The sequence below is a fragment of the Arthrobacter sp. CJL-S3 genome, assembly GCF_056711635.1.
In genome coordinates this window covers 3054392-3071315 of record NZ_CM160046.1, presented here as the reverse complement: position 1 = coordinate 3071315, position 16924 = coordinate 3054392, and the positions used below count along the sequence as shown (strand labels likewise).

The 16924-nt window shown below is 69.5% G+C and carries 16 protein-coding genes and 1 riboswitch; of the genes, 8 read left to right on the top strand and 8 right to left on the bottom strand.

Features of this window, described 5'->3' with window-relative positions:
* Window positions 1-24: 24 nt before the first annotated feature.
* Window positions 25-420, top strand: a complete 396-nt coding sequence (locus AC06G6_RS13930; RefSeq protein ID WP_479822981.1) for a twin-arginine translocase TatA/TatE family subunit — start codon at window positions 25-27, stop codon at window positions 418-420.
* Here the strand turns inward: AC06G6_RS13930 and AC06G6_RS13925 are convergent.
* Genes AC06G6_RS13925 through AC06G6_RS13915 form a run of 3 tightly spaced genes read right to left on the bottom strand, consistent with a single transcriptional unit; the run spans window position 417 to window position 3698 of the window.
* Complete coding sequence (locus AC06G6_RS13925; RefSeq protein WP_479822978.1) at window positions 417-1583, bottom strand: Mrp/NBP35 family ATP-binding protein; 1167 nt, start codon at window positions 1581-1583, stop codon at window positions 417-419. The two genes, AC06G6_RS13930 and AC06G6_RS13925, sit on opposite strands and share 4 nt — an antisense overlap.
* A gap of 11 nt (window positions 1584-1594) precedes the next feature.
* Complete coding sequence (locus AC06G6_RS13920; protein WP_479822976.1) at window positions 1595-2434, bottom strand: DUF1003 domain-containing protein; 840 nt, start codon at window positions 2432-2434, stop codon at window positions 1595-1597.
* Window positions 2415-3698 (bottom strand): magnesium transporter MgtE N-terminal domain-containing protein, encoded by a 1284-nt coding sequence (locus AC06G6_RS13915; RefSeq protein ID WP_479822974.1) that lies wholly within the window; start codon window positions 3696-3698, stop codon window positions 2415-2417. Before AC06G6_RS13915 ends, AC06G6_RS13920 begins: the two co-directional genes overlap by 20 nt.
* A gap of 77 nt (window positions 3699-3775) precedes the next feature.
* Between AC06G6_RS13915 and AC06G6_RS13910 the strand changes: the two genes are divergently transcribed.
* Entirely contained in the window at window positions 3776-4693 is a 918-nt protein-coding gene (locus tag AC06G6_RS13910; RefSeq protein ID WP_479822972.1) for a YflT domain-containing protein, read from the top strand.
* Between the two features lie 67 nt (window positions 4694-4760).
* Here AC06G6_RS13910 and AC06G6_RS13905 read toward each other — a convergent pair whose 3' ends face one another.
* Window positions 4761-6344, bottom strand: a complete 1584-nt coding sequence (locus tag AC06G6_RS13905; RefSeq protein ID WP_479822970.1) for an aminopeptidase P family protein — start codon at window positions 6342-6344, stop codon at window positions 4761-4763.
* Between the two features lie 92 nt (window positions 6345-6436).
* Between AC06G6_RS13905 and AC06G6_RS13900 the strand changes: the two genes are divergently transcribed.
* Window positions 6437-7282 (top strand): PHP domain-containing protein, encoded by an 846-nt coding sequence (locus tag AC06G6_RS13900; protein WP_479822968.1) that lies wholly within the window; start codon window positions 6437-6439, stop codon window positions 7280-7282.
* Window positions 7283-7366: 84 nt separating this feature from the next.
* Here AC06G6_RS13900 and AC06G6_RS13895 read toward each other — a convergent pair whose 3' ends face one another.
* From AC06G6_RS13895 to AC06G6_RS13885, 3 genes are all read right to left on the bottom strand, one after another.
* Window positions 7367-8239 (bottom strand): DNA-methyltransferase, encoded by an 873-nt coding sequence (locus AC06G6_RS13895; RefSeq protein WP_479822966.1) that lies wholly within the window; start codon window positions 8237-8239, stop codon window positions 7367-7369.
* 8 nt (window positions 8240-8247) lie between these two features.
* The gene (locus tag AC06G6_RS13890) at window positions 8248-10047 is read right to left on the bottom strand and encodes a DEAD/DEAH box helicase (RefSeq protein ID WP_479822961.1); all 1800 of its coding nucleotides are present in this window, start codon (window positions 10045-10047) and stop codon (window positions 8248-8250) included.
* Window positions 10048-10348: 301 nt separating this feature from the next.
* Complete coding sequence (locus AC06G6_RS13885) at window positions 10349-11914, bottom strand: RNB domain-containing ribonuclease (RefSeq protein WP_479822957.1); 1566 nt, start codon at window positions 11912-11914, stop codon at window positions 10349-10351.
* Window positions 11915-11955: 41 nt separating this feature from the next.
* On the opposite strand from AC06G6_RS13885, the gene AC06G6_RS13880 reads away from it, so the two are divergent.
* Window positions 11956-12627, top strand: a complete 672-nt coding sequence (locus AC06G6_RS13880; protein WP_479822955.1) for a ferritin-like fold-containing protein — start codon at window positions 11956-11958, stop codon at window positions 12625-12627.
* Between the two features lie 112 nt (window positions 12628-12739).
* On the opposite strand, the gene thiE is transcribed toward AC06G6_RS13880, so the two are convergent.
* Window positions 12740-13435, bottom strand: coding sequence for a thiamine phosphate synthase (gene thiE / locus AC06G6_RS13875; RefSeq protein WP_479822953.1), 696 nt, complete (start codon window positions 13433-13435; stop codon window positions 12740-12742).
* Window positions 13436-13461: 26 nt separating this feature from the next.
* Window positions 13462-13593: riboswitch (TPP riboswitch) on the top strand.
* Between thiE and AC06G6_RS13870 the strand changes: the two genes are divergently transcribed.
* From AC06G6_RS13870 to AC06G6_RS13855, 4 genes are all read left to right on the top strand, one after another.
* Complete coding sequence (locus AC06G6_RS13870; RefSeq protein WP_479822951.1) at window positions 13587-15152, top strand: FAD-dependent oxidoreductase; 1566 nt, start codon at window positions 13587-13589, stop codon at window positions 15150-15152. (Overlaps the previous riboswitch by 7 nt.)
* Window positions 15149-15385: a sulfur carrier protein ThiS gene (gene thiS, locus AC06G6_RS13865; protein WP_479822949.1), complete on the top strand. Its 237-nt coding sequence runs from the start codon at window positions 15149-15151 to the stop codon at window positions 15383-15385. The genes AC06G6_RS13870 and thiS overlap by 4 nt, the downstream gene beginning before the upstream one ends.
* A gap of 5 nt (window positions 15386-15390) precedes the next feature.
* Window positions 15391-16227 carry a thiazole synthase gene (locus AC06G6_RS13860; protein WP_479822947.1) on the top strand — a complete coding sequence of 279 codons (837 nt, stop codon included), beginning with the start codon at window positions 15391-15393 and terminating at the stop codon, window positions 16225-16227.
* 18 nt (window positions 16228-16245) lie between these two features.
* Window positions 16246-16920 carry a 4a-hydroxytetrahydrobiopterin dehydratase gene (locus tag AC06G6_RS13855; RefSeq protein ID WP_479822945.1) on the top strand — a complete coding sequence of 225 codons (675 nt, stop codon included), beginning with the start codon at window positions 16246-16248 and terminating at the stop codon, window positions 16918-16920.
* The last annotated feature ends 4 nt before the right edge of the window (window positions 16921-16924 follow it).

Sequence of the window (16924 nt, the reverse complement as noted above, 5' to 3'; positions counted from 1 at the left end):
GATTGAGAGGGTAATCTTCCTACAGTGCTTGGAATCAATGGACCGGAGTTTGTACTTCTGCTGATCATCGGCCTTCTGGTGATCGGTCCCAGCAGGCTGCCCGAATACACCCAGAAACTTGCCAACATCGTCAAGGAAGTCCGCCGGATGGCGTCGGGCGCGCGGGAACAGATCAAGGAAGAAGTCGGCATCGATATCGATGACGTCGACTGGAAGAAGTACGACCCCCGGCAGTACGATCCGCGCCGAATCATCAAGGAAGCGTTGCTCGACGATGACACCAAACCGGTCAGCGCCGGTGCCCCGGCCGTAGCCACCGTGGCGGCAGCCGCCGCGGCGGCCGCGGAACGCCCGCCGGCCCGGATGATCGAGCGGCTCCCGGACGGCGAGCCGGCGCCCTTCGATTCCGAAGCTACCTAGCGGGGCTGCAGGCCCAGCGGCTTTCCGCTCAGCCCGCGCGGGACCGAGGCAAGCCTTCCGGCGATGTCCAGCAGTGCCACGGCCGCCGGCGTTTCGGGGCGGCCCAGCACCAGGGGGATCCCGGCGTCACCGCCCTCCCGCAGCAGGATGTCCAGCGGGATCTGTCCCAGCAGCGGAACGTCCGTTCCCACCGTGGCGGACAGCCGCTCGGCGAGCACGGCGCCGCCGCCGCTGCCGAACAGCTCCATCCGGCCGCCGTCGGGCAATTCCAGGTACGACATGTTCTCCACGACGCCGGCGACGCTCTGGCCGGTCTGGGTCGCGATGGCGCCCGCCCGCTCGGCCACATCCGCGGCGGCAGCCTGGGGGGTGGTCACGACGAGGATCTGGGCTTTGGGCAGCAGCTGGGCCACGGAGATGGCGATGTCGCCGGTACCGGGCGGAAGGTCCAGGAACAGCGCGTCGAGATCGCCGAAGTAGACGTCGGTGAGGAACTGCTCCAGGGCGCGGTGCAGCATGGGGCCCCGCCACGCGACCGGCTGGTTGCCGGTGACGAACATGCCGATCGAGATGACTTTGACCCCGTACGCCACCGGCGGCAGGATCATGTCATCCACGCGGGTGGGGGCCTGGGTGATCCCCATCAGCGCCGGGACGGAGAAGCCGTAGACGTCCGCGTCCACAATCCCCACGCGCAGCCCCTGGGCGGCCAGCGCGCAGGCGAGATTCACCGTCACGGAGGACTTGCCCACGCCGCCCTTGCCGCTCGCGACGGCGTAGACCTTGGTCAGCGAGCCGGGATCGTTGAACGGGATCCCGCGCTGCCCGCCGGCGCCGCGCAACTGCTCCTTGAGCGCGTCGCGCTGCGCCTGCGTCATGACCTTCAGGTCGACCTCGACGCCGGTGACCCCGGGCACGGCGGAGAGTGCCGCCTCGCAGTCGGCGGTGATGGTTCCGCGCAGCGGGCAGCCGGCAATCGTCAGCAGCACCGCGACCCGGACCCGGCCGCCGTCGGAAACCTCCACCGCGTCCACCATGCCGAGCTCGGTGATGGGACGGCGGAGCTCGGGATCGATGACGGTGGCGAGGGCGGCGTGCACGGCACCGTCCAAAGCGGAGGCCGCGGGGATGCCCTGGGTGGTGCTGTCCTGGCTGGAGTTCATGCGGTGACGGCTCAGTTCTCGGGGGAAGCGGGGTGCGCGGGTGCGCCGGCGTTGTCCGGCCCGGCACCCTGGAGGGTGTCCGGCGCAAGGGTGTCCGGTGCGGTGCGCTGGTGTGTTCCCGGCGCAAGGGTGTCCGGCGCCGCGTCGGTTTTCCTGGCGGGTTTGCGGTCGTTCCTGTCGGACTTGATCCGGGGCATTTGCTGGGTCCGGGGGCTGCGCTGCTTGTCGCGGCGGTCCTTCAGCTTTTCCTTGGCCTTGTCCCGCGGCGTCTCGTGGACGCCGGCGGATGGATCGTGGGTGCGCAGTTCCTCCTGCGCCTCCAGCATGTCCTCGAGCAGGCTGCGCAGTTCGGCCCGGACGTAGTCGCGGGTGGCGACTTCGCGCAAAGCGATCCGCAGCGAGGCGAGTTCCCGGGTCAGGTATTCGGTGTCGGAGAGGTTGCGTTCCGCACGCTGGCGGTCCTGCTGGAGGGAAACCCGGTCACGGTCGTCCTGCCGGTTCTGGGCAAGGAGCAGCAACGGCGCGGCGTAGGAGGCCTGCAGCGAGAGCATCAGGGTCAGCAGGGTGTAGCCGAGCGCCCGGGAGTCGAACTGCCACTCCACCGGGGCGAAGGTGTTCCAGGTGAGCCAGAGCACGACAAACACGGTCATGTAGACCAGGAACTGCGGCGTGCCCATAAAACGGGCAAACCCTTCCGTGGTCTGGCCGAAGGCGTCCGGGTTGGGTGAGAATTTCGGCAGGATCCGCTGGCGGCCGCTGAGGGGTGTGTCGAGGCTTCCCTTGGCCGATTTGCTGCCCGGCCGGACGTGCGGGTTCCGTGGTGTGCTGTTATCAGCCAATGCGGCCTCCAAGCTTCCTTATCGGGACATCGTCCTCGTGGGCGCGCCAGTCATCGGGCAGCAGATGGTCCAGCACGTCGTCAACAGTCACCGCCCCCACAAGCCGACCGTCGCTGTTGACGACGGGGAGCGAGTTGAGGTTGTAGGTCGCCAGCGTGCGGGCCACCTCGCTGATGTGGGCCTGGTCCGACACGGGCTCCAGGGTCTTGTCGACCAGGTTGCCCAGCGGTTCGGGCGGCGGGTAGCGCAGCAGCTGCTGGATGTGGACGACGCCGAGGAACCGGCCCGTGGGCGTCTCCAGCGGCGGCCGGGCAATGAAGATCGACGACGCCAGAGCGGGGGAGAGCTCCTCGCGGCGGACATGGGCCAGGGCTTCGGCGACGGTGGCTTCCGGGGGCAGGATAACCGGGACCGGGGTCATCAGGCCGCCTGCGGTGTCCTCGTCGTATTCGAGCAGCCGGCGGACGTCGTCGGCGCCTTCGGGTTCCATCAGCTGGAGCAGTTCCTCGGCCTGGGCGCTGGGCAGTTCCGCGAGGAGGTCGGCGGCGTCGTCCGGGTCCATCTCCTCGAGCACGTCCGCGGCGCGGTTCACGTCGAGGGCGGAGAGGATCTCCACCTGGTCGTCTTCGGGCATCTCCTGCAGGACGTCGGCGAGGCGTTCGTCCTGCAGCTCGCTCGCGACCTCGAAGCGGCGCTTGTCGCTCATCTCGTGCAGGGCTTCGGCGAAGTCCGCAGGATTGAGGTCCTCGTGGGTCGCGACGAACTGGGTGGCGGCCTGGGGCTCGGTGCGCGCGTCCGGGTGCGCGTCGGCCCAGTCGATAATCAGGGTCTCGTTGCGGCGCAGCCGGCTCAGCGGGGAGAGGGAGTGGCCGCGGCGGACAAAGAGCTTGCTGACAAACCAGTCACCGGAGCGGTGCTTGTCCATCGCAATGTCCTCGATCGTGGCGTCCCCGCTGCCGTCGGCGAGCGTGACGCGGCGGTCGAACATCTCGGCCACGACGAGGGTTTCCGCGCCGCGCTGTTCGAAGCGCCGCAGGTTCACCAGCCCGGTGCAGATGATCTGGGTCTGGTCGATCGAGGTGATCCGGGTCATCGGCACGAAAACGCGCTTCTTCCCGGGAACCTCGACGACGATGCCCACCACGTGCGGGGCGCCCCGGGTTCCGCGGGAGAGCACGACGACGTCGCGCAGCCGGCCCAGACGGTCGCCCAGAGGGTCAAAGACGTCCAGTCCGAGGAGGCGCGCGACAAACACCCGCGAAAGATTTGTGCTCACCTGTACAGGCTACCGAGTCCGCTCTCTTTTAGCTGAATTTACAGCCGGTGCCCAGCCGGATAGGTAAGAATAGGCGTATGTCAAACATTTTTGGTGCTCCCAGGGCTGGCGCCCCCAACGGCCCGGACGAGGCCCGCAGTGTCCCCAAGGGCGACACCGTCGGTTCCTACAATTCCTACCTGGATGCCCAGAAGGCGGTGGACTACCTCGCGGACCAGCAGTTCCCGGTGCAGATGGTCTCGATTGTCGGCAATGACCTGAAGATGGTGGAGCGGGTCACCGGCCGGCTGACCTACCCCCGGGTGGCCCTGTCGGGTGCCCTGAGCGGCATGTGGTTCGGCCTGTTCGTGGGCATCATGCTCTCCTTCTTCTCCACTACGCCGGGGTATTTCTCCATCGTGACCTCCGTGCTCATGGGCGCGGCCTTCTTTATGCTGTTCGGCATCGTCACGTACGCCATGCAGAAGGGCAAGCGCGACTTCACGTCCACCAGCCAGGTGGTGGCGACGAACTACGACGTCGTGGTCTCCTTCGAGGCGGCGAACGAGGCGCGGCGGCTGCTGCACCAGCTTCCGATGACCCAGCACGACGCCTCGGCGTCCGCCGCATCGGCCGGATACTCCCAGCGCGACTACCAGCACCAGCCGTACCAGCCCGGTCCCGGGCAGGGCGCCCAGCAGCCGGGCCAGCACGGCCACGCCCCGCAGCGGCCCGCGGCCTGGAACGACCCCTACGGCCAGCGCACGCCTGACGCCGGCGGCCAGCCGGTCGAAGGCCAACACGCGCCAGTCCAGCAGCCCGAAGGCCAGCACGCGCCAGGCCGGCACGCTGAACCGTCGCAGCAGCCGTCTGCGGAGACCGAGCCGGCCACGGAAGAGGCGCCGAAGTCCACCGGGTTCGCCTACCCGGACCTGCCGGACGGCCGCCCGCAGTACGGGGTCCGCGTCACCGATACGCCCAAGCAGGGTCCCGACGAGGGCGGTTCGCAGCACTGACCGGCAACGCAGAAGGCCTCTGCCCCGGAGTGATCCGGGCGGAGGCCTTCTTCGTGCCGGCGCGGAATTACGCCGCCGGGCCGTCAACTTCCTGGTAGATTCCCGCCATCCAGGACTCGACGTCGTCGGCCTTGCGGGGCAGGGCCGCGCTGAGGTTGACCGGGCCGTCGGCGGTCATGAGGATGTCATCCTCGATGCGGACGCCGATCCCGCGGTATTCCTCCGGGATCGCCAGGTCCTCATCCTTGAAGTACAGCCCGGGTTCGATCGTGAAGACCATGCCGGGGGTGAGGACGCCGTCGAGGTACAGTTCGCGCTTGGCCTGGGCGCAGTCGTGCACGTCGAGGCCGAGGTGGTGGCTGGTGCCGTGCGGCATCCAGCGGCGGTGCTGCTGGCCCTCGGCGCTGATGGCCTCCTCCACGGAGACCGGAAGCAGGCCCCAGGCGGCCAGCCGTTCCGCCAGCACGGTGGTCGCGGCGGTGTGGATGTCGCGGAACCGGGTGCCGGGCTGGGCGGCGGCAAAACCGGCGTCGGCGGCGTCCAGCACAGCCTCGTAGACCTTGCGCTGGATCTCGGAGAAGGTGCCGTTGGCCGGCAGGGTGCGGGTGATGTCCGCGGTGTAGAGCGAATCCGCCTCGACCCCGGCGTCGAGCAGCAGCAGGTCGCCGGCGTTGATCTTGCCGGTGTTCCGGGTCCAGTGCAGCACCGTGGCGTTGTTGCCGGAGGCCGCGATGGTGTCGTAGCCGAGTTCGTTGCCTTCCTCCCGGGCCCGGGCGAAGAACGCTCCCTCGACGACACGCTCGCCGCGCTGGTGGGTGAGCGCCCGCGGCAGGACCTTGACGACCTCCGTGAAGCCCTGCACCGTGGCGGCGACGGCGGTCTTCATCTGCTCGATTTCCCACTCATCCTTGAGCAGGCGCAGTTCGGACAGGGCCTCGGAGAGCTTCTCGTCGAGCGCGTCCAGGATGCCCATGTCCAGGTTCTCCGGGTCCTTGGCGGTGTTGTAGCGGGCGGTGTCCACGAGGGCGTCGATGTTCTCGTCGACCTTCCGCACCAGCCGGATGGAGATCCCGCCGATTTCGGGGGCGCCCACGTTCTTGGTGATGCCCAGTTCGAGTTCGCTGATGTCCGCGGTGTCCAGGCCGAGGAGGGCCTTGAACTGGGCCAGGGTGGGGCGGGCGCCGATCCAGAATTCGCCGGCCCGGGAGTCGGCGTAGAACTGCTCGGTGTCGCGGCCGGCCAGCGGGCGGAAGTACAGCGTCGCGTGGTGGTGGCCGCCGTCGTCGCCCTTGCCTGCCTCCACGGGCTCCAGGATGAGCACGGCGTCGGGCTCGTGGTCCAGGCCAAGGCCGGTCAGGTGCGCGAAGCCGGAGTGCGGCCGGAAGCGGTAGTCGCAGTCGTTCGAGCGGACCTTCAGCGGGCCGGCCGGAATGACCAGGCGTTCGCCCTTGAACTTCTCCGAGATGGCGCGCCGGCGGGTGGCGGCGTGGCCGGCGACGGCGTCGCGTTCCGGGAGCTGCTCGCTGGACGGTGCCCAGTTGCTGGCCATAAACGCCTTAAAGGCGTCGGAGCTGGGCCGCTGCGAGCGGTTGTTGACGCGCTCATCGAGGGGCTGGGAAGCGGAGACTTGGGTGTTATCTGCATCTTTCACCGTCCCATAGTCTCACCAGCGGAGCGGCTTAGGCCAACAGGCCGGCGGGGTCCGTCCCGGGCGCCGCGGGGGCGATCTACTAGGCTGGTGAGGTGAAGATCGACCTGCACGCCCACTCGAATGTTTCCGACGGCACCCAAGCGCCCGGCGCGGTGATGGCCTCGGCGGCGGAGGCGGGGCTCGACGTCGTCGCCCTGACCGACCATGACTCCACCGACGGCTGGGCGGAGGCCGCCCTCGCCGCCCGCGGGCACGGTGTGGCGCTGGTTCCGGGGATGGAGATTTCCTGCCGGACGATGGAGGGGATCAGCGTGCACCTCCTCAGCTACCTGCACGACCCCGCGCACCCCGGGCTGCTGGAGGAAATCACCAAGGCCAAGGACGCGCGCTTCACCCGGGCCGAGCGGATGGTCAGCCTCCTCGCGGAGGACTATCCGCTGAGCTGGGACGACGTCATCCACCACGTGGCGCCCGGTGCCACCATGGGCCGGCCGCACATCGCCGACGCCCTCGTCGCCGCTGGCGTGGTGGCGGACCGCACCGAGGCATTCGATTCCATCCTGACCTCGCACTCCCGCTATTACGTGCAGCATTACGCGCCGGACCCGGCGTTCGCCGTCGAACTGGTCCGTGCCGCCGGCGGCGTGCCGGTGTTCGCCCACCCGGTGGCGTCCGCCCGCGGACGGATCGTGGGGGAGCGGGTCTACCAGGAAATGATCGATGCCGGGCTGGCCGGGCTGGAAATCGACCACCGCGACAATCCCGAGGAGGGCAGGGTGTTCCTGCGCAAACTCGCGGACCGGCACGGGCTGCTGGTCACGGGGTCCTCCGACTACCACGGCGCCGGGAAGCCGAACCGGCTGGGCGAGAACCTGACCTCACCCGAAGTGTTTGCCCGGATCGAGGAACAGGGAACCGGAACCCCGGTGGTGCGCTGACGCCCTTCGACCCAACTGACTGGCAGCAGGGGCCGTTTTGAGCGCTCAGGACGGCCTTTGCTGCGAGTCAGTTGGTAGTGCGAGCTAGTTGCCCGGAAAAACAGTGAAGGCGGCGTGCGGGGTGAGCCGTTTGGCCATGACGTCGATGGCCGGCTGGTTCTGGTCCACGCAGACGAACCTGCGGTCGAGCTTCGCGGCGACGGCGCCCAGGGTGCCCGAGCCGGCGAAGAAGTCCAGGCACCAGTCACCGGGCCGGCTGGAGGCTGCCACTACGCGGCGGATCAGCCCCTCGGGCTTCTGCGTCGGGTAGCCGGTCTTTTCCTTGCCGGTGGGGGAGACGATGGTGTGCCACCAGACGTCGGTGGGCAGCTTGCCGAGTTCCCGTTTGGCCGGTGTCACGAGCCCGGGCGCCATGTAGGGCTCCCGGTCCACTTCGGCGCTGTCGAAGTGGTACTTCGCCGGGTTCTTGACGTACACGAGGATATTGTCGTGCTTCGTGGGCCAGCGGTACTTGGCGCGGGCGCCGTAGTCATAGGCCCAGATGATCTCGTTCAGGAAGCACTCGCGGCCGAAGATCGCGTCCAGCATCACCTTGGCGTAGTGCACCTCACGGTAGTCCAGGTGCAGGTAGAGGGTGCCGTCGTCGGCCAGCAGCCGCCAGGCCTCGACCAGGCGCGGCTCCAGGAAGGTCCAGTAGTCGCTGAACGCATCGTCGTATTTGTGCAGCGCGCCCTTGATCGTGTCGTAGGAGCGGCCCTTGAACCCGACCCGGTCGCCGTCGCCGCCGGTGTTGAGCACCATTTTGGTTTCCTGGCGCTTCTGGACCCGGCCGGTGTTGAAGGGCGGATCCACGTAAATGAGTGTGAAGGCGCCGTCCGGCAGCGTCGGGAGGTACGCCGCGTTGTCCGCGTGTACCACCAGGTTGCTGCCGTCCGGCGCCCAGACGGTGTCAGTCATGTAGGGGTTTAGGCCTCGGTGCTGCCTGCCGGAGCCCCGGCCTGTGCCTCGCCTGCGACCACTTCGCCGTTGTGGCGGCGGGTGCGGGTGCGGCGGCGTGCGCGGGTGGCGCGGTCGACCTCGGTCGGCGCGGCCGCGGCGGACCGGGCCGGTGCCTCGGCGGCGGGACCGGTGCTGGCTTCAGCAGCCTCGGCCGGACGACGACGGCGGTCGCCGGAGCGTCCGCTGTCCTTGGCGGCGGTGGCGCCGCCGCTGCGGCGGGTGTCGCGGCTGCCGTCGCGGCTGCCCCCGCCGGTGGTGCGGCCGCCGTCACGGCCTCCGCCGGTGGCGCCGGCGTCGCGTCCGCCGGTGCGGGCGCTGTCGCGTCCGCCGGTGCGGGCGCTGTCACGTCCGCCGGTGCCCTGTCCCGTGCGGGGGGCGTTCTTCTTGCCGGTCTCGCCCAGGTCCTCCAGGACCTCGGCGTCGACGCCGGCCAGCACACGCTTGTCGCGGGGCAGCCGGCCCTTGGTGCCCTCGGGGATGTCGAGTTCCTCGAAGAGGTGCGGGGAGGAGGAGTAGGTTTCCACGGGCTCCGGGACGCTCAGGCCCAGGGCCTTGTTGATCAGGCCCCAGCGGGGCATGTCGTCCCAGTCGACGAAGGTCACGGCGGTGCCCTTGTTGCCGGCACGGCCGGTGCGGCCCACGCGGTGCAGGTAGATCTTTTCATCTTCAACGCACTGGTAGTTGATGACGTGGGTGACGTCGTCGACGTCGATGCCGCGGGCGGCAACGTCGGTGGCGACGAGGACGTCCACCTTGTTGTTGCGGAAGGCGCGCAGCGCCTGTTCGCGGGCGCCCTGGCCGAGGTCGCCGTGGATGGCGGCGGCGGCGAAGCCGCGGTCCACCAGTTCCTCGGCAACCTTGGCTGCGGTGCGCTTGGTCTTGGTGAAGATGATGGTGCGGCCCCGGCCGCGGGCCTGCAGGATGCGCGCGACGACCTCGATCTTGTCCATGCTGTGGGCACGGTAGATCAGCTGGCGGATGTCGCGTTTGGTCAGGCCCTCGTCGTCCGGGTCGGCGGCGCGGATGTGGGTCGGCTTGGTCATGTAGCGGCGCGCCATGGCGACGACGGGACCGGGCATGGTGGCCGAGAACAGCAGGGTCTGGCGGACGGCGGGTGTGCCGGCAATGAGGGTCTCGACGTCCGGGAGGAACCCGAGGTCCAGCATCTCGTCGGCTTCGTCAAGGATGACCATCTTGACGTTCTTCAGCACGAGGTGCTTCTGCTTGTACAGGTCGATGAGGCGCCCGGGGGTGCCGACGACGACCTCGACGCCCTTCGTCAGGGCCTCGACCTGCGGCTCGTACGCACGGCCGCCGTAGATCGTGGTGATGCGGGCGTTGCGCTTGCGGGCGGCGTTCTGCAGGTCATTGGCGACCTGGACGGCGAGCTCGCGGGTCGGAACGATCACGAGGGCCTGCGGGGCACCGGGTGCGGGCAGCGAGTCGTAGCCGGCATCGTCCGGCCCGACGACGCGCTGCAGCGCCGGGATGCCGAAGCCGAGGGTCTTGCCGGTGCCGGTCTTGGCCTGGCCGATGATGTCGTGGCCGCTGAGGGCGACCGGCAGGGTCATGGCCTGGATCGGGAAGGGGTGCGTGATGCCGGCGTCGGCCAGCGATTCCACGATGTCGGCGCGGACGTTGAAGTCGGCGAAGGTCTTCTCGGCTATCTCGTGCGGCTTCTCGTCCGAGATGATGGTCTCTTCCGGCTCGAGCGTTTCCGTTCCGGATTCGTCGGTCAGAAGCTGGTGCGTATGCAATTCACTCACTAGGGGAGTTTCCTTATTCATTTTGGGCTGCGCTGCTTGCTCAACGGGGCCGGCCGGGAGGCCGTTCCGGAGCACGCTCAGGCGCGCAGGCAATTCCAGTGGAAGCCGATCGCGGGCTATCTAAATGCTGGCACTGGGGACCAGCGGGTCTGTCTCAAGATCGCGTAGGGGCGGGCTTGTTGAATTCGAAAATCAAGGAAATCAACGACCGGGCATCCATATCTACCCTTCCAGTCTAGCTGTACCCGGCCCGGATCCCCGACTGACAGCGCAGACGGCGCGCGGGAGGGCCGGCGGTTCCCTAACCCACCAGCTCCAGCCGGACCTCGCGGGTGGCAATGTCGGAGGACACAATCCGCACCCGGACCTGGGTGCCGGGCTCCAGTTCGCCGGGGCAGCGGGCGGTCACCGCGGGGTCGGCGATCTGCACGATGCCGGAGGGTCCGTTGCCGTTTCCCGCCTTGGTGCCGACGCCTCCGTTGCCGTTCCTGCCGTTGCCGTTCTTCCCGTTCGCAGTTTTCCCGTCCGCGGTCTTCCCGTTCGCAGTTTTCCCGTCCGCGTTTTTCCCGTTCCGGGCCATCTTGGATCCCGAAATCACGACGGCGTCGAACTCCTGTCCGACGTGGTTCACCAGGAGCGCCGCCTCGACGGTGTCGAGGGAGAGCCGCTCCAGCTTGGCAGCCAGCTGGTCCGAGGTCGCCATGATCCCCGGAAGGGAGGGCAGGGCCTCGCGGGCCCAGTCCGGGACGGCCGTGCCGTTGCTGAGCGCCTCGCAGATCACCAGGACAAACCGGTCGACCAGCCGGCGCAGCGGGGCGGTGGAGTGGGCGTAGGCAGCGCCGATGGCCGCCTGGGTGGCGGCCTCGGGCACGGTTCCGTCGAAGGGGGTGTAACCGGCGCCGCGGAACAGCATGCCGGCCGAGTGCACGATCGCCAGCTGGCGCGGGTCCGTCGGGTCCAGGGTGCGCAGGTACTCGCCGTAGCTCATCTCGCCGTCCCAGGGCTTGCCCAGGGCGCGGGTCTGGCGGTGGAAGTGCCCCAGCGAGGCTTCATCCGGGGCCGGCATGGTGCGCAGGATTCCGACCTTGCCCGCCAGCATGATCTCCGCGGCGGCCATCCCCGTCATCAGGGAGATCTGGGCGTTCCAATCCTCCACGGGCAGCGGCGGCGCAGCGGCAATCCGGTAGCCGCCGTCGGCCAGCTGTTCGATTTCCTGTTCCGGCATGTTCAGGCTGGCGCCGCCGCGGAGCCGTTCCAGCTCGACCCGCTTCATCCCCACTTCCTTGAGCAGCTGCAGCACGGGCGCGGCGGTGCCGGCGTCAAGCTCGGCCTGCACGCCCCGGTAGCTGAGCTTCGCCCGGCTGCGGACCGTCGCGCGGCGGACCAGCACCCCGGACACCTCGGCCGCGGCGTCCAGCTCGAATTCCCACACGAACGCAGCGCAGAGCTGGCCGGCGAGCAGGCTGCCGGCCTCTTCGCTGATGATTTCCGGATGCAGCGGAATCCGGCCGTCCGGAGTGTAGTAGGTCTGGCCACGGCGGCGGGTTTCGGCGTCGAGGGCGCCGCCGGGGACCACAAAGGAAGGGACGTCGGCGATCGCGTAGAAGACCTTGTAGCCCTCACCGGAGCGGTCGATGAAGAGGGCCTGGTCCAGGTCGGTGGAGGACGCCGGATCGATCGTCACGAACTCGATATGCGTGAAATCCAGCTCCGGGAGCTCGTGCCCGGCGACGGCCTCCTTGGCCTCCCGGAGCGCGTCCTCAGGGAAGGGCCCCGGCAGCTCCAGCGTCGTGCGCAGCGCGTTGAGCGCCTCGGCAAGTTGGTTTTTCTGCTGGTGGACATTCGGGGTCAAGCGATGATGGGACACGAAAATCAGATTAGCTCCATTTGCGCCATTAGTCTTGGATCATGAGCACATCCCCGGCTGATCCTGCCCGTTACAACACGTTCCTGATGGATCTGCTCGGCGTCATGGCCTACGGCGAGCTGTCCGCCTTCGAACGGCTCTCCTCCGATGCCCGGTATTCACCCACCCTGCACGACCGTGCGGTGCTGGGCCGGCTCGCCGTGATCGAGTTCCAGCACTACGAGCTCGTGAGCGCCAAACTCGACGCCATGGGCCTGGACGCGGAGGCCGCCATGCTGCCGTTCCAGCCGTCCGTGGACCATTTCCACGAACGCACCCGCCCGGCGGACTGGTACGAATCGCTGATGAAGGCGTACGTGATCGACACCGTCTCCGCCGATTTCTACCGCGCCATTTCCCGCTACGTCGACGCCGGAACCCGGGCCCTCGTGGAGCAGATCCAGGCCGACGGGGGAGCCACGGAGGTGCTGCGCGAGCGGCTCAAGGCAGCCCTCGCCGATGACCCGCGGCTGGCCTCGCGGCTGGCACTGTGGGCCAGACGCCTGCTCGGGGAAGCGCTGACCCAGGCGCAGCGGGTGAGTTTTGAGCACTCGTTCGTCGGGGGCCTGATCGGCGCGGACGAGGACCGGTCCAAGGAACTTGTCCGCGAGCTGATGGACGAACTGGCCGCGAACCACTCCCGCCGTATGACCCAGCTCGGCCTGGCGGGCTGACCGGAGGCCCGGCCGCCCGAACGGTCAACGCCTGCCGGTCCTGAGCGGTCCTGGCCGGGATCGGTTCCGCTCGTTAGTTCCGCGGGTCCCGTTCCCTGAGTGATTCCGCCGTTCAGTTCCCTGCGGCGTCGAGGACCGCGAGCAGGGCCCGGGCGGCGTCCGCGGGATCGTCGGCGTCGGTGATGGCGCGGACCACCACGATCCTGCGCGCGCCGGCCTCCACCACCTGCTCCACGTTTCCGAGGTCAATGCCGCCGATCGCGAACCACGGCACCTCTCCGGCGATCTTGCCCTCGTCCGACTCGGCCGCCCGGCGGACCGAGTCGGCCGCGTAACGCACGAGCTCAAGTCCGACGGCGGCGCGCCCCGGCTTGGTGGGGGTGGCCCACACCGGCCCGACACAGAAGTAGTCCAGGCCGCTGCGGCCGGGGGCGGCGGCGATGGCCGCGTCGACCTGGTCCGGGCTGTGGGTGGAGAGCCCGATCACGGTGTCCTTGCCGAGGAAGTCCCGCGCGGCCCCCTGTGGGATGTCCTTCTGCCCGATGTGGAACACCGGAGCCCCGGACAGCGAGGCAATGTCCGCCCGGTCGTTGACGGCCCAGAGCCGGCCGTGCCGACGGGCCGCCTCGTGCAGGACGTCCAGGAGTTCCAGCTCCTCGGCCGCCTCCAGAGACTTGTCGCGCAGTTGGATGATGTCAACACCGCCGGCAAAGGCGGCGTCCACGAAGTCCGCAAAGTCGCCGCGGTCCCGGCGGGCACCGGTGCAAAGGTAAAGGCGGGCAGTGGTGTGGACGGCATCCTGGCTCATGTCTCCAGCCTAGTTCCTCTAAACTGGGCGAATACCGCGGGAGCCCGCCGCCGGTCACGCCCCAGGCGTCCGGCACCGGCAGGCTGAGAGGGCGTCAGAGCCGACCGCTTGACCTGATCCGGTTAGTACCGGCGTAGGGAAGGAATCCTTCATGGGCCCCCCATCCGCCCGCGGCATGTCCGCGGCAGCTGACACTGCAACCGACGCTGCGGCGCCCGATGACGCCGAAACCCGGGAATGTTACGACGTTGCCGTGATCGGCGGCGGAGTTGTCGGCCACGGGATCGCCTGGGCGGTGCGACTCTCAGGCCGTTCGGTCGCCCTGATCGACGACGCCCCCGGAACCGGCGCCAGCTGGGCCGCCGCCGGAATGCTCGCCCCGGTGAGTGAACTGCACTACCAGGAGGAAGCGCTCCTGGAGCTCATGCTCGAATCCTCCCGCCTCTGGCCGGCTTTCGCCGCCGCCCTGGACGGCGAACCGGCCGCGGGACTGGACTCGGGGCAGACCGTCGCCGGAGGCGCACGGGCGGACACCGGCACGGGATACCTCACGACGCCGACCCTCGCCGTGGGGGCCGACGCCGCCGACCGCCGGGCGCTCGCTGACCTGCGCACCGTCCAGCAGGCGCACGGCCTCGCCGTGGAGCCGCTGACCGTCCGTGCGGCGCGGGTGCGGGAACCACTCCTGAGCCCGGGTATCTCCTGTGCTTTCGACATTCCCGCCGACCACCAGGTGGACCCCCGCCGGCTGCTCACCCGGATCGGCAAGCTCCTCGCCGCCGACGGACGATGCCACACCGTCACCCGGCGCGCCGCCGGCCTGCTCTGGGCGGACGGGCGGGTGGTCGGTGCCAGCCTCGCCGGCGGCGGCAGCGTCCGGGCCACGGAAACCATTGTGGCCAACGGCCTGGGCGCCGCGGCGCTCGGGGGCCTGCCCGCAGGGCTGCGGTTGCCGCTGCGGCCGGTCCACGGCGACATCCTCCGGCTGCGGGTGCCGGAAAGACTGCGGCCGCTGCTGACCTCCACGGTGCGGGGACTGGTCCGCGGCGTCCCGGTCTACATCGTCCCCCGGCAGGACGGCACGGTGGTGATCGGCGCCACGCAGCGGGAGGATGCCCTGGGGGCCGAGAGTCAGACGGGGGCCCCGGCCGGCGGCAACACTGCCGGCGCCCCCAAGGCCGGCGCCCCCGAGGCGGGCAGAAGCAGCGCCGGCGGCGCCGTGTCCGCCGGCGGTGTCTACCAGCTGCTGCGCGACGCCCAGCAGCTGGTCCCTGCCGTCGCCGAACTGGAACTGCTCGAGTCCACCGCGAGAGCCCGTCCCGGAACCCCGGACAACGCGCCGTTGCTGGGCCGCGTTGCGGAACCGGGGGGCCACGGCGACGTTGCGGGATTGATCATCGCCACCGGGTTCTTCCGGCATGGAATCCTGCTCACCCCCGCCGCCGCGGAGATCTGCCGGCAGCTCCTGGACGGCGTCGCGGACCCGCGCTGGGCACACTTCAGGCCGGACCGGTTCGCCGGCGGCACGCAGGACACGGGCACGCAGGACACGGGCGCGCAGGACATCGGCACGCAGGATTCCCGCACACACGACACCGTTCCGCCGGCCGCGGGACCGCCGGAAACAACCCCTGGGATCACAGCACCCCGAATTACGGCCCCCCGGAGTACCACCCGCCCGGACACCACCCCTGAGCACAGCAAGGAAACGGTATGAACATCAGACTGAACGGAACCGAGCACGCGCTCCCCGAGGGTGCCTCGGTCAGTACCCTCGTCAGCCAGATCACCGGCCGGCCGCTGGCCCCGAACGGCCGGTCCGCGGACGGCGGAAAACTCGGGGTCGCCGTGGCCCGCAACGCGGAAGTCGTTCCCCGCAGCCAATGGCACGGCACCGCGCTCGCCGACGGCGACGACATCGAGCTGGTCACGGCGGTACAGGGAGGATGAGCAGCATGGCTGAAACCACACGGGCAGCGGCCCCCGGAGTTCCCCCGGCACCGGCAGCCGCACCGGCCGCGGCAGATCCCTTCACCGTCGACGGCGTGGAGCTGGGGTCCCGGCTGATCATGGGCACCGGCGGGGCGCCGAGCCTGGACGGTCTGGGCGCCGCGCTGCTGGCCTCCGGCACCGAACTGACCACCGTCGCGATGCGGCGCTACTCGCCCGCGGAGACCGGGTCCCTATTCCAGCTGCTGCTGGACCACAACATCCGCGTGCTGCCCAACACCGCGGGCTGCTTCACCGCCAGGGACGCCGTCCTGACCGCCGAACTGGCCCGCGAAGCCCTCGACACGGACTGGGTGAAGCTGGAAGTCATTGCCGACGAGCACACCCTGCTGCCGGACGCCGTGGAACTCGTCGAGGCCACCGAACAGCTGGTGGGCCGCGGGTTCAAGGTCTTCGCGTACACCAACGACGACCCGGTGCTGGCCCTGCGGCTGGAAAACCTCGGCGCCGCCGCGGTGATGCCCCTGGGCTCACCGATCGGCACGGGCCTGGGCATCCTGAATCCGCACAACATCGAACTGATCGTCTCCCGGGCCTCCGTGCCCGTGGTCCTGGATGCCGGGATCGGCACCGCCTCCGATGCTGCCCTCGCCATGGAGCTTGGCTGCGATGCGGTGCTGCTGGCGACGGCAGTGACCCGGGCGCAGAATCCGGTGCTGATGGGGGAGGCCTTCAAGCATGCCGTGATCGCCGGTAGGCTGGCCAAAAGGGCCGGCAGGATCCCGCGCCGGGAGCACGCGCTGGCGTCCTCGGCGATGGAGGGCCGGGCCGAATTCCTCTAGGCAGCGAAGGAGCCCGCCATGGCAGCCACCGACGACATCCTCGACGAGGGCCAGGTCGACGCGGCCCTGGCGGAGCTGCCGGACTGGAGGTACCGGCTCGGCGGTCTCGTCACGGCCTACAAGGCACCGACGGCGGCCGCCGCGCTGGAACTGATCGCCGCCGTCGGACGCCTCGCCGAGGAACAGAACCACCACCCGGACCTGGACTGGCGCTACAACCGGGTCTTCCTGCGCTACAGCTCCCACGACGCCGGGGACGAAGTCACGCGGCGGGACGTCGCGGCCGCCACGGCCGCCGGGGCGGCAGCAGCCGCCGTCGGCGCCACCGCGGAACCCGGCCTGCACCGGACCGTGGAGGTGGCTATCGACTCCGAGGACCCGGCCGCCATCGCGGAGGTCTGGCGGGTGGCCCTCGGCTACCGCCGCGGAGGCGCGAATGACCTGGTGGACCCGTACGGGCGTGGCCCGACGCTCTGGTTCCAGGAGACCTCCACCCCCAGCCCCAACCGGATGCACCTGGACATCCACCGCAGCAGGGCCGAATCGGGTCCCGTGCTGGAGAAGACGGCGGCTGCCGGGGCCTTAATGAACCATGACCACGCACCCAACTGGGTCGTGGTCACGGATGCGCAGGGAAACCAGCTGTGCCTGTGCACCGAGGCAGGCCACGGAACCGGAGCTCCGGAGGCCTGAGCCG

Bases quoted from the DNA above. Each gene is read 5' to 3' on its own strand.
- AC06G6_RS13880 (WP_479822955.1), top strand. From the start codon at position 11,956: ATGAGCACATCCCCGGCTGATCCTGCCCGTTACAACACGTTCCTGATG.
- AC06G6_RS13870 (WP_479822951.1), top strand. From the start codon at position 13,587: ATGGGCCCCCCATCCGCCCGCGGCATGTCCGCGGCAGCTGACACTGCA.
- AC06G6_RS13860 (WP_479822947.1), top strand. From the start codon at position 15,391: ATGGCTGAAACCACACGGGCAGCGGCCCCCGGAGTTCCCCCGGCACCG.
- AC06G6_RS13910 (WP_479822972.1), top strand. From the start codon at position 3,776: ATGTCAAACATTTTTGGTGCTCCCAGGGCTGGCGCCCCCAACGGCCCG.
- thiE (WP_479822953.1), bottom strand. From the start codon at position 13,435: ATGAGCCAGGATGCCGTCCACACCACTGCCCGCCTTTACCTTTGCACC.
- AC06G6_RS13925 (WP_479822978.1), bottom strand. From the start codon at position 1,583: ATGAACTCCAGCCAGGACAGCACCACCCAGGGCATCCCCGCGGCCTCC.
- AC06G6_RS13855 (WP_479822945.1), top strand. From the start codon at position 16,246: ATGGCAGCCACCGACGACATCCTCGACGAGGGCCAGGTCGACGCGGCC.
- thiS (WP_479822949.1), top strand. From the start codon at position 15,149: ATGAACATCAGACTGAACGGAACCGAGCACGCGCTCCCCGAGGGTGCC.
- AC06G6_RS13895 (WP_479822966.1), bottom strand. From the start codon at position 8,239: ATGACTGACACCGTCTGGGCGCCGGACGGCAGCAACCTGGTGGTACAC.